Annotated in this window: 14 protein-coding genes; 8 read left to right on the forward strand and 6 right to left on the reverse strand. The window is 68.9% G+C overall.

Translation table 11 applies throughout. The annotated features are described in order from the left end of the window. The 7 genes from AC3WL8_RS14920 to AC3WL8_RS14950 all read left to right on the forward strand — a co-directional run. The coding region (locus AC3WL8_RS14920; RefSeq protein ID WP_492378383.1) for a biotin/lipoyl-containing protein at positions 1-1,176 on the forward strand (1,176 nt) is incomplete at its 5' end. Between the two features lie 109 nt (positions 1,177-1,285). After that, on the forward strand, positions 1,286-2,227 hold the full coding sequence (locus AC3WL8_RS14925; RefSeq protein WP_153954898.1) for a 2-hydroxyacid dehydrogenase: 942 nt from the start codon (positions 1,286-1,288) through the stop codon (positions 2,225-2,227). A gap of 38 nt (positions 2,228-2,265) precedes the next feature. Further along, on the forward strand, positions 2,266-3,201 hold the full coding sequence (locus AC3WL8_RS14930) for a hydroxymethylglutaryl-CoA lyase (protein WP_153954899.1): 936 nt from the start codon (positions 2,266-2,268) through the stop codon (positions 3,199-3,201). A 41-nt stretch (positions 3,202-3,242) separates the two neighbouring features. Beyond that, on the forward strand, positions 3,243-3,743 hold the full coding sequence (locus AC3WL8_RS14935; protein ID WP_035820492.1) for a YbaK/EbsC family protein: 501 nt from the start codon (positions 3,243-3,245) through the stop codon (positions 3,741-3,743). After that, positions 3,740-4,168 (forward strand): thioesterase family protein, encoded by a 429-nt coding sequence (locus tag AC3WL8_RS14940; protein WP_010813276.1) that lies wholly within the window; start codon positions 3,740-3,742, stop codon positions 4,166-4,168. Before AC3WL8_RS14935 ends, AC3WL8_RS14940 begins: the two co-directional genes overlap by 4 nt. A gap of 21 nt (positions 4,169-4,189) precedes the next feature. After that, positions 4,190-4,462 (forward strand): DUF1289 domain-containing protein, encoded by a 273-nt coding sequence (locus AC3WL8_RS14945; protein ID WP_085959674.1) that lies wholly within the window; start codon positions 4,190-4,192, stop codon positions 4,460-4,462. After that, positions 4,432-5,388 carry an MBL fold metallo-hydrolase gene (locus AC3WL8_RS14950; RefSeq protein WP_211980552.1) on the forward strand — a complete coding sequence of 319 codons (957 nt, stop codon included), beginning with the start codon at positions 4,432-4,434 and terminating at the stop codon, positions 5,386-5,388. Before AC3WL8_RS14945 ends, AC3WL8_RS14950 begins: the two co-directional genes overlap by 31 nt. Before the next feature lie 22 nt (positions 5,389-5,410). Here AC3WL8_RS14950 and AC3WL8_RS14955 read toward each other — a convergent pair whose 3' ends face one another. The 6 genes from AC3WL8_RS14955 to AC3WL8_RS14980 form a co-directional block, all read right to left on the reverse strand. Continuing rightward, the gene (locus tag AC3WL8_RS14955; RefSeq protein ID WP_211980553.1) at positions 5,411-7,597 is read right to left on the reverse strand and encodes a TonB-dependent receptor; all 2,187 of its coding nucleotides are present in this window, start codon (positions 7,595-7,597) and stop codon (positions 5,411-5,413) included. Positions 7,598-7,755: 158 nt separating this feature from the next. Continuing rightward, positions 7,756-8,220 (reverse strand): hypothetical protein, encoded by a 465-nt coding sequence (locus AC3WL8_RS14960; RefSeq protein WP_371827384.1) that lies wholly within the window; start codon positions 8,218-8,220, stop codon positions 7,756-7,758. Then, entirely contained in the window at positions 8,147-9,439 is a 1,293-nt protein-coding gene (locus AC3WL8_RS14965) for a GTP-binding protein (RefSeq protein ID WP_211980554.1), read from the reverse strand. The genes AC3WL8_RS14960 and AC3WL8_RS14965 overlap by 74 nt, the downstream gene beginning before the upstream one ends. A gap of 232 nt (positions 9,440-9,671) precedes the next feature. Next, complete coding sequence (gene dksA / locus AC3WL8_RS14970) at positions 9,672-10,091, reverse strand: RNA polymerase-binding protein DksA (RefSeq protein ID WP_010813282.1); 420 nt, start codon at positions 10,089-10,091, stop codon at positions 9,672-9,674. A 612-nt stretch (positions 10,092-10,703) separates the two neighbouring features. Further along, on the reverse strand, positions 10,704-11,789 hold the full coding sequence (locus AC3WL8_RS14975) for a CobW family GTP-binding protein (RefSeq protein ID WP_013955279.1): 1,086 nt from the start codon (positions 11,787-11,789) through the stop codon (positions 10,704-10,706). Positions 11,790-11,819: 30 nt separating this feature from the next. Next, entirely contained in the window at positions 11,820-12,356 is a 537-nt protein-coding gene (locus AC3WL8_RS14980; protein ID WP_013955280.1) for a Fur family transcriptional regulator, read from the reverse strand. Positions 12,357-12,503: 147 nt separating this feature from the next. Here AC3WL8_RS14980 and AC3WL8_RS14985 point away from each other — a divergent pair, with 147 nt between their 5' ends. Next, on the forward strand, positions 12,504-13,403 hold the full coding sequence (locus AC3WL8_RS14985) for an alpha/beta fold hydrolase (protein ID WP_153954904.1): 900 nt from the start codon (positions 12,504-12,506) through the stop codon (positions 13,401-13,403). The last annotated feature ends 232 nt before the right edge of the window (positions 13,404-13,635 follow it).

The raw sequence follows: 13,635 nt of genomic DNA on the forward strand, positions 1-13,635 counted from the left end.
TACTTCATGGAGATGAACACGCGCCTGCAGGTGGAGCACCCCGTCACCGAAATGATCACCGGGCAGGACCTGGTCGAGTGGCAGCTGCGCGTCGCCGCCGGTGAGGCGCTGCCGCTCACGCAGGACCAGCTGCGTATCGACGGCCATGCGCTGGAAGCGCGTATCTACGCGGAAAATCCCGACAAGCAGTTCCTGCCGTCCACCGGCACGCTGCGTTTCCTGCGCACGCCGCCGGCGGTGCAGTTCATGCGCGGAGAGGATGCACACGGCCCGGCGGGTATCCGCATCGATGCCGGCGTGCGCGAAGGCGACACCATCAGCCCGTTCTACGACCCGATGATCGCCAAGCTGATCGTCTGGGGCAAGGACCGCGACGAGGCGCTGGCGCGCATGCGCCAGGCGCTGGCGGCCTACCACGTGGTTGGGCTGTCGACCAACGTGGCTTTCCTGCAGCGGCTGGTGTCGTCCCAGGCGTTCCGCACCGCCGATCTCGACACCGGCCTGATCGAGCGCAACGAGAAGGTGTTGTTCCCGCCGCCGGCGCCGGTCGGCCTGGAAGTCATCGCGCTGGCGGTGGCGGCGCTGTTCGACCGCGAGGCCCGCGAGCGCCGCATCGACGCCGCCGACCAGCATTCGCCGTGGACCCATGGCGGCACGTGGCGGCTGAACGGCGGCGTGTCGCGCGCGCTGCGCTTCGGCTATGGCGAGCAGGTGCTGGAGGTGACGCTGAGCACCAATGAGCGCGGCAGCACGCTGATCTATGCGGACCAGGCGGCGCCCTTTGCCTGCACTTGCCAGGCCGACGATATCCGCATCAACCTCGGCACCCGGCGCGCGCACGGGCAGGTGCATGCCGATGGCGAGACCTTCCACGTCTTCTATGCCGGGCGGCATGTGAGCCTGGCCTGGCTCGATCCGCTGGCCCATGCCGGCGAGACCGAAAGCGAGGGCGGCAAGCTCACTGCGCCGATGCCCGGGAAGGTCATTGCCGTGATGGTCGAGGCTGGCAGCACCGTCACGCGCGGCACGCCGTTGCTGGTGATGGAGGCCATGAAGATGGAGCACACCATCAGCGCACCGGTGGATGGGGTGGTGAGTGAGGTGCTTTACGGGGTGGGGGAGCAGGTTGTGGAGGGGGCGCAGCTTCTGGCGTTCGAGGGGAAGTCGGGGACTTGATGCGCGCTAGGGGTGGCAGGGGCGCGGTCACCGTTGCCCCAACCAACCCCACGCCGGGTTCCTCTGCCAAAATACGCCTTTACCCCCACCAGAATCCCCTGGAGACAAAATGAAGTTGCAGTTGTACGTCCCCGACGGCCGCTACGACCCCTGGATCGCAGGCTTCGCCGAGGCACTGCCCGAAGCGCAATGTGTGACGTGGGAGGACAGCCGTGGCGAACCGGCCGACTACGCCGTGGTCTGGCGCCCGCCGGTGGAGATGCTGCGTGGCCGTACCGACCTGAAGGCGGTGTTCAACCTGGGCGCCGGCGTCGACGGCATCCTGCGCCTGCGCGATGAAGCCCCTGACGCCTTGCCCGCCGGCGTGCCGATCGTTCGGCTCGACGATGCCGGCATGGCCGCGCAGATGGCCGAGTACGTCACCCACGCGGTGCTGCGCTATTTCCGCAAGATGGACGCCTACGAGGCTCAGCAGCGCGCCGGCAACTGGAAGTTCCTGAAGCCGCATCGCCGCGAGGATTTCACCATCGGCGTGATGGGGGTGGGCACGCTCGGCACGCATATCGCGCGCACGCTGGCGGGCTTCGGCTTCCCGGTGCGTGGCTGGAGCCGCACCGCGCGCGCCATCGAAGGCGTGAGCGGCTTCTATGGCGATGCCGGGCAGGCGCCGTTCCTCGATGGCCTGCGCGTGCTGGTCAATGTGCTGCCGCTGACGCCCCAGACCGAGAACATCCTCAACGCCGGGCTGTTCGCGCGCCTGGCGCAGGGCGCATATGTGATCAACGTCGCGCGCGGGCAGCACCTGGCCGAGGAAGACCTGCTTGCCGCGGTGCAGTCGGGGCAGGTTGCCGGTGCCACGCTCGACGTGTTCCGCACCGAGCCGTTGCCGGCGGAACACCCGTTCTGGCAGGAGCCGCGCATCACCCTCACGCCGCATATCTCTGCGCTCACGCTGCGCGAGGACAGCATCGCGCAGATCGCCGGCAAGATCCGCGCGCTGCGCGCGGGCCAGCCGATCGCGGGCGTGGTCGACGTGCAGCGGGGCTACTGAGCGCCCCGACCAAGACGAACTAGAGACAGGAGACAGCCATGACCATGCCGAACTACGTGAAGATCGTTGAAGTCGGCCCGCGCGACGGCCTGCAGAACGAGAAGGCGATGGTGCCGACCGAGGTCAAGGTCGCGCTGATCAACCAGCTGACCGATGCCGGCTTCGTCAATATCGAGGCGGCGTCGTTCGTGTCGCCCAAGTGGGTGCCGCAGATGGCCGACGGTGCCGACGTGATGGCGCGCATCCAGCGCCGGCCCGGCACGCTGTATTCGGCGCTGACGCCGAATATGAAGGGGTTTGAAGGCGCGATCGAGGCCGGTGCCGACGAGGTGGTGATCTTCGGCGCCGCCAGCGAGGCGTTCTCGCAGAAGAACATCAATTGCTCGATTGCCGAGTCGATCGCGCGCTTTGCGCCGGTGGCCGCCGCAGCGAAGGAGAAGGGCGTGCGCCTGCGCGGCAGCATCTCGTGCGCGCTGGGCTGCCCGTACCAGGGCGAGGTGCCGGTGCACGCGGTGGTCGACGTGGTGCGGCGCATGCGCGAGCTGGGCTGCGACGAGATCGATATCGCCGACACCATCGGCGTGGGCACCCCCGTGCGCGTGCAGGAGGTGATGCGCGCCGCGGCCGCGGAGTTTGCGCTGGACCGCCTGTCGGGCCACTTCCACGATACCTACGGGCAGGCGCTGTCCAATATCCTGGCCAGCCTGGAAGTGGGCATCTCGATCTTCCATGCGTCGGTGGCGGGGCTGGGCGGCTGCCCGTACGCCAAGGGCGCGACCGGCAACGTGGCGACCGAGGACGTGCTGTACATGCTGCACGGCATGGGCATCCACACCGGCATCGACCTGGAAGCGGTGGTGCGCACCGGCGACTATATCTCGCAGGCAATCGGCCGCGCCAACAGCTCGCGCGTGGGCCGTGCCTTGCTGACCAGGTGGGCCGCCGCCAGCGATGCTGCGCCCGCCTGCGCGTAAGTGCGGATCAGGCGCGGGCGACAGAACAAGGAGAAGAACGCATGACGGTGAATGACGAAGCGCTGCCCGAGTCCGCGCAGCGCGTCGCGGACCTGCTGGCCGGGCTTGGCCATGACCGGCCCGTAGTGATGCTGCCGGCCACCGGCAAGACCTCGGCCGAGGCCGCGGCGGGCCTGGGCTGCAGCGTGGCGGAGATCGCCAAGTCCATCATCTTCCGGCGCGTGGCCGACGATGCGCCGGTGCTGGTGATCGCCAGCGGCAGCAACCGCGTCGACGAGGCCAAGGTGGCCGCGCGCGTGGGCGCGCTCGGAAAGGCCGACGCGCGCTTCGTGCGCGAGAAGACCGGCTATGCCATCGGCGGCGTCTGCCCGATCGGCCATGCGGTGGCGCCGGTGATGCTGCTGGACCAGGACCTGTTCCGCTACGACAGCTTGTGGGCCGCGGCGGGGCATCCCCATGCGGTCTTCAACCTGACGCCGCAGCAGTTGCAGCAGATGACGGGCGCTGAAGTGGCCGACGTCGCGGCAGGCTCGGTGGCATGAGTCCCGACCTGCGCCCCGGCCTGACCTTCAGCTGGCAATACACGGTGCCGCCCAAGGCCACCGTGCCGCGCCTGTACGACGATATCCCGGGCTGCCCCGAGATGCCCGACGTGCTGGCCACCGGCTATATGGTCGGCATCATGGAATGTGCCTGCCTGCAGATGCTGCGCGAGCACCTGGACTGGCCGCGCGAGCAGTCGCTCGGCACGCTGGTCAGCTTCTCGCACCTGGCGCCGACGCCGCCGGGCATGACGGTGACGGTCAAGGGCGAACTGGTGGCGGTGGACGGGCGCCGCCTGCGCTTCCAGCTGAGCGCCTGGGACGGCGAGGACAAGATCTCCGAGGGCGTGCATGAGCGCCACCTGATCGACGCCGGCCGCTTCAACGAGAAAGTGGCGGCCAAGGCCGCGCGCGCGGCGGGCTGAGTGCCGAGCGAGCGCAACGCCATGGCCTCTACGCCCCCCACACCCATCACGCCTGCCTTGCTGGCCGCGGAACTGGCCGCGCAGGCCGACGCCGCGCGGCAAGCCTCGCCGGTGCCATCGCCATGCCGCAACGTCTGCCGCATGGACCCTGCCAGCGGCTACTGCGAGGGCTGCCTGCGCACCATCGAAGAGATTGCCGGCTGGTCGTCCGCCGGCGACGAAGACAAGCGCCGCATCTGGGCGCAGCTGCCGCAGCGCGCCGCATGGCTGGCAGGCGAGGAGACATCCCCTTGAACGAAAGCCCGGTCCCGCAGTTGCCGGCCACCATGCGCGTGTTCGAGCGCGGCTGGCTGTCGGCCAACAATATCCTGTTCGTGGAGGGCGACGATACGGTGCTGGTCGATACCGGCTACGTCACCCACGCGCCGCAGACGGTGGCGCTGGTGGCGGCTGCCTTGCAGGGCCGGCGGCTTGCACGCGTGATCAATACCCATCTCCACTCCGACCACTGCGGCGGCAATGCCGCGCTGCAGGCGCGCTGGCAGCCGCGCACCGCGATCCCCGCGGCCGAGGCCGCAGCCGTTGCCGCGTGGGATACGGAAGCGCTCAGCTACAACGCCACCGGCCAGCAGTGCGACCGCTTCACCTTCGACAGCGTGCTGAGCGACGGCGACAGGTTGCGCCTGGGCGGCATCGACTGGCAAGTCGTGGCCGCCCCCGGCCATGACCCGCACGCGGTGATGCTGTTCGCGCCGGCCGAGCGCATCCTGGTTTCCGGCGATGCGCTGTGGGAGAACGGCTTCGGCGTGATCTTCCCCGAGCTGGATGGCGAGAGCGGCTTTGCCGAGCAGGCGGCGGTGCTGGAACGCATCGCCCAGCTCGACGCGCGGCTGGTGATCCCGGGCCATGGCCGGATGTTCACCGATGTGGCGGCGGCGGTCGAACGCGCCCAGGGGCGCCTGGCCTACCTGGGCGCCGATCCGGCGCGCAATGCCAGCCATGCGGTCAAGGTGCTGGTGAAGTTCAAGCTGCTGGAGCAGCAGCGCATGACCCAGGACGCGCTGGTGGCATGGATGGAAGCCGCGCCGCTGATGGTGCGCATCCGCCAGCGCTTCATGCCGGGGCTGGCGATAGCCGAGATCTGCGCGCAGACGGTGCGCGCGCTGGCGGGGGTGAAGGCGCTGGCGGTGGAGGGGGAGTGGGTGGTGAACTGGGATTGATTCACCACGCCTGCCCGCGTCCTCAGAACGACGTCCTGAACCCCACCTTGACACTGCGCCCGGCCAGCGGCGCGATATCACGCAGGATCGACGCCGAGTTGCGCGCATCCTGGTTGGTCAGGTTGTCGCCGCGCAGGTACACCAGCGTCTGCGTGCCCGACACCTTGAACTTATAGGTCAGCGCCAGGCTCAGCAGCGTATAGGCATCGGTCGGCGTGTCGTTGGTTGGCACGCGGGTCTGCTTTGCGGCGTAGGTCACATCCACGCGCGCGCCCCACGGGCCCGCGCCATACACCAGCGCGCCACCCAGGCGCAGCGGTGCCAGGCGCGGCAGCGGTTCGCCGGTATCGCGGTTCTCGCCGCGCACATAGTCGGCGCGCGCCTCGAAGTCCAGCGTGTCGCTGGTGGTCAGCATCTTCTGCAGCAGCCGCGTCTTGCCTTCGGCCTCGAAGCCGTACAGTGTGGCCGGCACACCCAGGTACTGGAACTCCGGCAGCGCACCCGGGCTGCCGGCGGCGATCACGTCGCCCGCCTCGTCACGCGTGCGGCCGGTGGCGTTCAGCGCCAGGTAGTTGGCAAAGCGGCTGTAGTAGCCTGACACGCCGGCGCTGTGCGCCCCGGACTTGAAGCGCACGCCCAGGTCGATCGACGTGGCCCGTTCCTTGTTGGCATTGGGGTCGCCCAGCTCCCAGGCGCCGGTGGCCACGTGGGGGCCGTTGGCATACAGCTCGTAGAAGGTCGGCGCGCGCTCGGTGTACGACAGGTTGCTGGTCAGCGACCACAGCGGGTTGACCTTGTAGAGCAGCCCGGCCGAGGCGCTGGTGGCGTTGAAGCTGCGGTTGGCATCGGTAAAGCGGTCGTTGCCGTTGGCGCTGGCCTTGATGCTGCTGTGGTCCAGGCGCCCGCCCAGGTTCAGCTTGAGGTCGCCGGAAGCGGTCAGCGGCAGTTCCTCGAACACGAACAGCGCCGCGTTATCCGTATTGGTGCTCGGCACGAATGCCTCTTCGCCCAGCGCCGAGAAGTCGGTATGGCCGAACTGCGTGCCGATCACGCCCGTCATGTTGCCGATCTTCGCGTGCCTGGCCTCCAGGCGCGCATCCCAGCCCCGGTTCTTGAAGATGGTGCCGGTCTCGCCGCCCTCGATTTCCTTGTGCTCATAGTCGGTATAGCTGAACTTGCCCTTGACCGATTCGAGCCAGCCGGCGGTGTTGCCGGCCAGGTTGCGCGCCTCGCCTTCGAGCGCAAAGCGGTCCTGCCGCATCTTCAGCCGCACGTCGTCCTCGGCGGGCGTGCCGTACTCATTGCGGTAGGCGCTGTAGTTGGCGCCGACGAAGCCGTCGGCCCAGGTGTAGGAGCCGCCCATCGCGCCGCCTTCCTGCTGTGCGCTGGTGTTGGGCAGGCGGCCATAGGCTTCGGTCTCGCCTGCGGGCAGCGGATCGGTGGTGCGCAGGCGGTCGCTGCGGGCGTAGCCGGGGATGTGCAGGTCGCTGGTCTTGCGCGCGAAGGCGTCGGCGTGGACGGCGAACTTGCCGTTGCCGGCCTCGATCAGCGCGCTGGCGTTGCGCGCCTGGTCGCCGCCCGCGGTGGCGCTGGCATCGACCGCGCCGCCGATGCCTTCGATCGGCTCCTTCGGAATCCGGTTGTCGATCACGTTGACCACGCCGCCGATGGCGTTGCCGCCGTACATCAGCGCCGCCGGGCCGCGCACGACCTCGATGCGCTCGGCCACGAGCGGGTCCACCGGCACTGCGTGGTCGTAGGACAGCGTAGACGCGTCGACCGTGGTGCCGCCGTTCTGCAGCACCTTGATGCGGTCGCCGTCCAGGCCGCGGATCACCGGCCGGCTGGCATTGGGGCCGAAGTAGCTGGACGAGACCCCGGGCAGCTTGTCGAGCGTATCGCCCAGCGTGCTGCCCTGGCGCACGGCCAGGGCGTCGCCGCCGAGCGTCGATACCGGCGCGACCATGTCATTGAGGTCGCTGCCGAGCGGGTTGGCGGTGACGACGACTTCGCGCAGCGTGGCGCCGGCCGGCGCGGTGGCAGTGGTTGTGGCGGGTGCGCTGTCGGCGGCAGGTGCCGTGGCGGCCTGTGCCAGCGCGGCGGGCGCGACGAAAGCGGTGGCCATGGTGGCGGTGAGGGAAGCGGCAAGGGCCGCCAGCGGGGTCAGGCGCGGTGCGCTGGTTGGTGCGGTGTAACGATTCTTCGACATGGCGCGCGGAGTGAGGCAATGGCAATCGGCCCGGCTGGCACGGCAACTGCCCGGCACGGCGCCGGCCACCCGCGATGGGCGTGGCCGCGCAGCCGCAATGGGCAGGCGTTCAGCTCGGAATTGGTCAGGCGGGTGCGCGGCGAGGGCCGCGTCCCGGATCAGGCGAGGGCGATGGCCGGCGCCGGCGGCGCGCGCGGTTGGAAGGGGTGGGTGGCGGGCAGGTCGGGCCAGCGCCAGGCCAGGTTGGCCGGCTTGACCGGTTTGCCAAAGGCAAGCTGCGGCAGCGGCAGCTTGCCGCACAGGGTGTCGGCAACCGTGGCGCCATCGAACAGCACGCACGAGTGGCCGCTGAATTTCTGCTCCAGCGGGTGCGGCTCGGGGTCGTTGGCCGAGGCGGCGTCGGCCGTTGTCACGGTGGCCGACGGCGCGAGCAGCCCGCCGTGCACGATGCGGTGGGTCAGCCCGGCGTACTGCGCCAGCAGCAGGCATAGCGCCAGCCACAGCGCGGACCAGAGGCCCGGGCCGTGCGTGCGCAGGCGGGCGAACCAGTCAGTGCGCATGCGGATGGCCGGCGTGGTTGCCGTGGTGGTGGTCGGGATCGCCGCAGCCGCAGTCGTTGCCATGGCTATCGCCATGGTCGTGGCCATGGTCATGCTCGTGGTCGTCGTCGAAGTCGTCGACCCAGCCGGGGAACGGATCCTCGTAGGCCGCCCAGGCTTGTGCGCCCGCGGCCATCTCGGCATCGGTCAGCAGGCAGGCGTCGAGCCGGGCCTGCAGCGCCGCATGGTCCAGGTCCAGGCCGGTCAGCACCAGTTCCTGGCGGCGGTCGCCGAAGGCTGCCGGAGCACCGTCGACCTGCATGTCGGCTTCGACTTCTGCGCGTTCGGCGCTGTCGGCCGGCCATTCGGCCGGATCCAGCGCGGCCCACCAGGCGCCGGCGCCGCCATGGCGGCAGACGCCGCCGGACTGGTTCCAGTCGCCCGCGGTATCCATGCGGCTGGCCAGCCAGAACAGGCCCCTGGAGCGCAGCACGCTGCCGTGCTCGCGCAGCCATTCGGTATGGATCAGGTCAGCGAAGCGTTGCGGGTGGAACGGGCGGCGGCGGCGGTAGACCAGCGTGGAGACGCCGCTGGCGTTGGCAGCCGGCGCCTCGCCGCGCAGCGCGGCAAGCCAGCCCGGGGCGTCCGCTGCGGCTTCAAAGTCGAAGCGGCCGGTGCCTTGCACGCGCTCCGGCGGCACCTTGCCGAAGCTGGCTTCGACGATGTCGGCACGCGGGTTCAGCGCCTGCAGCACTGCGTGCAGCCGCGCCAGTTCAGCCGCGCTGGCGAGGTCGGCCTTGTTCAGCACGATCACGTCGCAGCATTCGACCTGCGCCACCAGCACTTCGGCCACGGTCCGGTCATCGTCCGTGGCCTGCGCCAGCCCGCGGTCGGCCAGGAACTCGGCCTCGTTGAGGTCGCGCAGGAAGGTGGTGGCATCGATCACCGTCACCAGCGTGTCGGGTTGCACCGCCGCGTCGGGCCCGGCGCCATGCTCGGCCTCGAACAGGAAGCCTTCGGCAATCGCGAGCGGCTCGTCCAGGCCGTCGGCTTCCATCAGCAGTGCGTCAAAGCGGCCCTCGGCGGCAAGCCGGGCGACTTCGCCGAGCAGGGCGTCGCCCGCGGGCAGCACCGCGGCCTCGCAGCCGGGCGGCAGCGGCGCCAGCGCCTGCCCGTCCTGCGGCCCGCAGACCAGCACGGCCATGCGCCGGCCCGCGCTGTGCGCGAGCAGGTGGTTCAGCAGCGTGGTCTTGCCGGCGCCGGGGAAGCCGGACAGCACGGTGACGGGCAGGCGATCAGCCATGGCAGGAGTGGTGGAAGTGACGACGGGCTACGCAGCCCAGATGCTGGCTGCGTTGTTGCAACAAGGTTGCGAATTTACCAGAAAGGCCGGGGCGGCAACAGCCGGACGATGCTCAATGGTAGGCCGTGGCGACGGCACGACAAGGCAGACGCGGCCCCGCCAAAGCAAACGGCCCGGGTAACCGGGCCGTCACGTTACGCCTGCCGCACCGGCCGTGCCGGTGCGCGGCGCTTCAGTCGCCGAACAGCTTCTGGCGCAGTTCGCGGCGTTGCTGCGCTTCGAGCGACAGCGTGGCCGTGGGACGGGCCAGGAGGCGCGGCACGCCGATCGGCTCGCCGGTTTCCTCGCACCAGCCGTAGTCGCCGGACTCGATGCGCTGCAGCGACTGCTCCACCTTCTTCAGCAGCTTGCGCTCGCGGTCGCGCGTGCGCAGTTCCAGCGCATGCTCTTCCTCGATGGTGGCACGGTCGGCCGGATCCGGCACGATGACCGTTTCGCGCAGGTGTTCCGTGGTCTGGTCAGCGTTCTTCAGGATTTCGTCGCGCAGCTGCTCAAGACGGTGCTTGAAGAAGGCGAGCTGCGCTTCGTTCATGTAATCCTTGTCGCTCATCTTCAGGATTTCAGCTTCAGTCAGAAGTTTGTTGCTGCTCATGGTTGCTGCTGATTCTCTTGTTGATGCGGCCGGCGGCGTCTGGGTCCGCTCGGGTGCGCTGTCCGCGCGCTTGCGCGCCACGGCTGTTTCACTCTGGCTGGCTGCAGTCTTGCTGCTTCGCGGGCCTCCCTTCGTTGCGCCCGCTTCGGCGTTCGCCGTACTGCCGCGGGGAGCGGGCGCGGCCTTCACAGGCTGCGCCTTGAGCGTCTCTGCCGCCGCACTACCTGTCTTGCTGCGGCTTTCTTTCGTCTTCGTTGCGGCTGTCATGGGGACACCTCTCTCTCGCGTCAGTCAGTGACGGCGCGCGTCGGGGCACCCCAGGCGGAAAAAAGGCGGTCTCCGCACGAAGCACTGCGACCGCACCTGCCGGCGGCCTGCCTCATGCTGACGACAACCGCCGCCCTGCAAGTCCACCAGATCCGATGGACCAAATGCCGGCAGCGGGAAAAAGGTGCGCCACCGGTATCAAATCCGGCCTATTGTACTTGAACAAATTTCTCCGAGATACCGGGAAAACCGGCTGGCGCTTCGGTATTTCCCCGGTACCCCGAACGGGGGGCGGCCGCGCAGTGGTGTCCGGAGGGGGCGTCGCCGATGGGGCGACTGGTGCACTCAGGCCAGGCAGTTCTCCAGGCCCTTGAGGATGGCGTCGCGGGGCAGGTCCACGCCGATGAACACCATGCGCGTGCCCGGGGTCTCTTCCTCCCACTTGGCGCCGATGTCGCTGCCCATCAGCTGGTGGACCCCCTGGAACACCACTTTGCGGTCCACACCGTCCATATATAGTACGCCCTTGTAGCGCAGCAGTTTTTCCCCGTACACGGCCAGGATGCCGGACAGGAATTCCTCCAGCTTGCCGTAGTGGAACGGCTTGTCGCTGCGGAAGACGAACGACGCAATGCGGTCGGTATGGTGGTGGTGGTGATGGTGGTCGTGCGCGTGGCCATGGCCGTGCGCATGGTCGTGCCCGTGATCATGGCCGCAGTCGTCGCCGCAATGCTCGCCGTGCTCATGGTCATGATCGTGGTCATGGTCGTCGGCGCGCAGGAATTCCGGGTCGATCTCCAGCTTGGCGTTCAGGTTGAAGCCGCGCAGGTCGAAGATGGTGTCGATCGGCGCCTCGCCGAAGTTGACCAGGCGGATCGGCGCGCGCGGGTTCATGTGCAGCAGGCGGTGGCGCAGCTCGGCCACGTCGGCTTCGGTCACCAGGTCGGACTTGGTGATGAAGATGGCGTCGGCAAAGCCAACCTGGCGCTGCGCCTCTTCCTGCTTGTCCAGCTGCAGGTGGGCGTGCTTGGCGTCGACCAGCGTGATCACCGCGTCGAGCAGGTAGCGCGAGGCAATTTCCTCGTCCATGAAGAAGGTCTGCGCCACCGGGCCCGGGTTGGCCACGCCGGTGGTCTCGATCACCACGCGGTCGAAGCCGATCTCGCCGGCGTCGCGGCGCGTCAGCAGCGTCGACAGCGCCTGCACCAGGTCGCCGCGGATGGTGCAGCAGATGCAGCCGTTGCTCATCTGCACGATCTGCTCGCGGCCGTCCTGCACCAGGATCTCGTTGTCGATGTTCTCTTCGCCGAACTCGTTCTCGATGACGGCAATCTTCATGCCGTGCTGCTCGTTCAGGATGCGCTTGAGCAGGGTGGTCTTGCCGCTGCCGAGAAAGCCGGTCAGGATCGTGACCGGGGTCAGTTTGGACATTGTTGTTCTCCGGGTATGAGAGATTGCCGTTCAGTGCGAAGCGCCGCCGGGCGAGGCGGGCGCACGCTTGCCGCACTCGGCGCAGACGCCGTTCACGGTCAGTTCGACATGTTCGATGGCAAAGCCGCTGGGCACGCGCGGCGCGGCCGGCTGCACCGGTGCGCTGGCATCGTCCAGGCAGAAGGTGCGGTCGCAGCGGGTGCAGTGGAAATGGCTGTGCTGGCGGTGCTCCTGCGCGCGCGCGGCCTCGTGCTCGACCAGGCTGAAGCGGAACACCCGGTCGTTGCCGGCACGCTTCTGCGCCACGCCCTGTTCCACCAGCCAGTCCAGCACGCGGTAGACGGTGACGCGGTCGATGGTCTCGCCCGGTTCGGGCAGGCGGTCGATCACGGCCTGGTGCGTCAGCGCCTCATCGCTGCCGATCAGGCAGGCCAGGATGCACAGCCGCGGCTGGGTCACGCGCGCGCCCAGCTGGCGCAGGCGCTCGTGGGCGGCTTCCAGGGACGCAGGGGTGGGGATCGCCGGTTCCGGCACAGCGGCCGGCCGGTCCGGACTGGGACGGGTCATGGGCAGATTTAACCATAGGCCCCCGGTTGATGCAATTCAGTTGCGTCAGCAGGCCGAATGGCGAAGCCGGCGCAGCCACGCCGATGGGGCGGTTTGCGCCTATGATCGGCACAGGACGACCTATAAGCCCCAGAGCGGAGACGACCCATGCTGAATGACGCCAGCGCGCTGCTGTTCCCGAACTTCGAAACTTTCCGGCAGCGTGTCGGGGAGGTCGAGATCGCCGGCGTGCGCGGCGGTTCGGGGCCGCCGCTGCTGCTGTTGCACGGGCACCCGCAGAGCCACCTGATCTGGCACCGGGTGGCGCCGGCGCTGGCCGATCACTTCACGGTGATCGCCACCGACCTGCGCGGCTACGGCAGCAGTTCGGCCCCGCCCGGCAATGCCGGCCACGAGCACTACAGCAAGCGCACCATGGCGCAGGACCAGGTCTCGCTGATGGCGGCATTTGGCTTCGAGCACTTTGCGCTGTGCGGCCACGACCGCGGTGCCCGCGTCGCGCACCGGCTGTGCATGGACCATCCGGAGGCGGTCAGCCGCGCCATGCTGCTGGACATCGCGCCCACGCTGGCGATGTACGAGCGCACCAGCATGGCCTTTGCCGCCGCCTACTGGCACTGGTTCTTCCTGATCCAGCCGGCGCCGTTCCCCGAGACGCTGATCAACGCCGAGCCCGATTTCTACATCGAGAAGCTGATGGGCCTGCGCCACGCGGGCCTGACGCCCTTCGCCCCCGACGCCATGGCGGCCTACACCGCGGCGATGCGCGACCCGGCGCGCGTGCATGCCATGTGCGAGGACTACCGCGCCGCCGCCACCATCGACCTGGAGCACGACCGCGCCGACCGCGAGGCCGGGCGCCGACTGGCGCTGCCGCTGCGCGTGCTGTGGGGCGAGCACGGCGTGGTGGCGCGCTGCTTCGAGCCGCTGGCGCTGTGGCAGGAGGTGGCCACCGACATTAGCGGCCAGGCGCTGCCGTGCGGGCACTACATCCCGGAAGAGGCCGCCGAGCCGCTGCTTGAGGAAATGCTCGGTTTCTTCCGTTAGGCCGCACCGAGTATCACAAACGCACGCCTTTGTAGCCGATCTCTCCCATATCTTCCTCGTTTTCCGCCATATGCGGCTGATTGCAGGCGGGTTAGCCCCTATACCTGCGTATTGTCTGGTGTTGCTAACATCAAGGCCCGCCCTTGCCGTTTACGGCAGGGCAGCGGAGCCAGCCGGCATGGTCCAAGGGCGCGGTCACAGAAACCGCGCCAGATGCGCCCCCCACAAGAGC

This window comes from Cupriavidus sp. FW305-F7 (genome assembly GCF_058782875.1).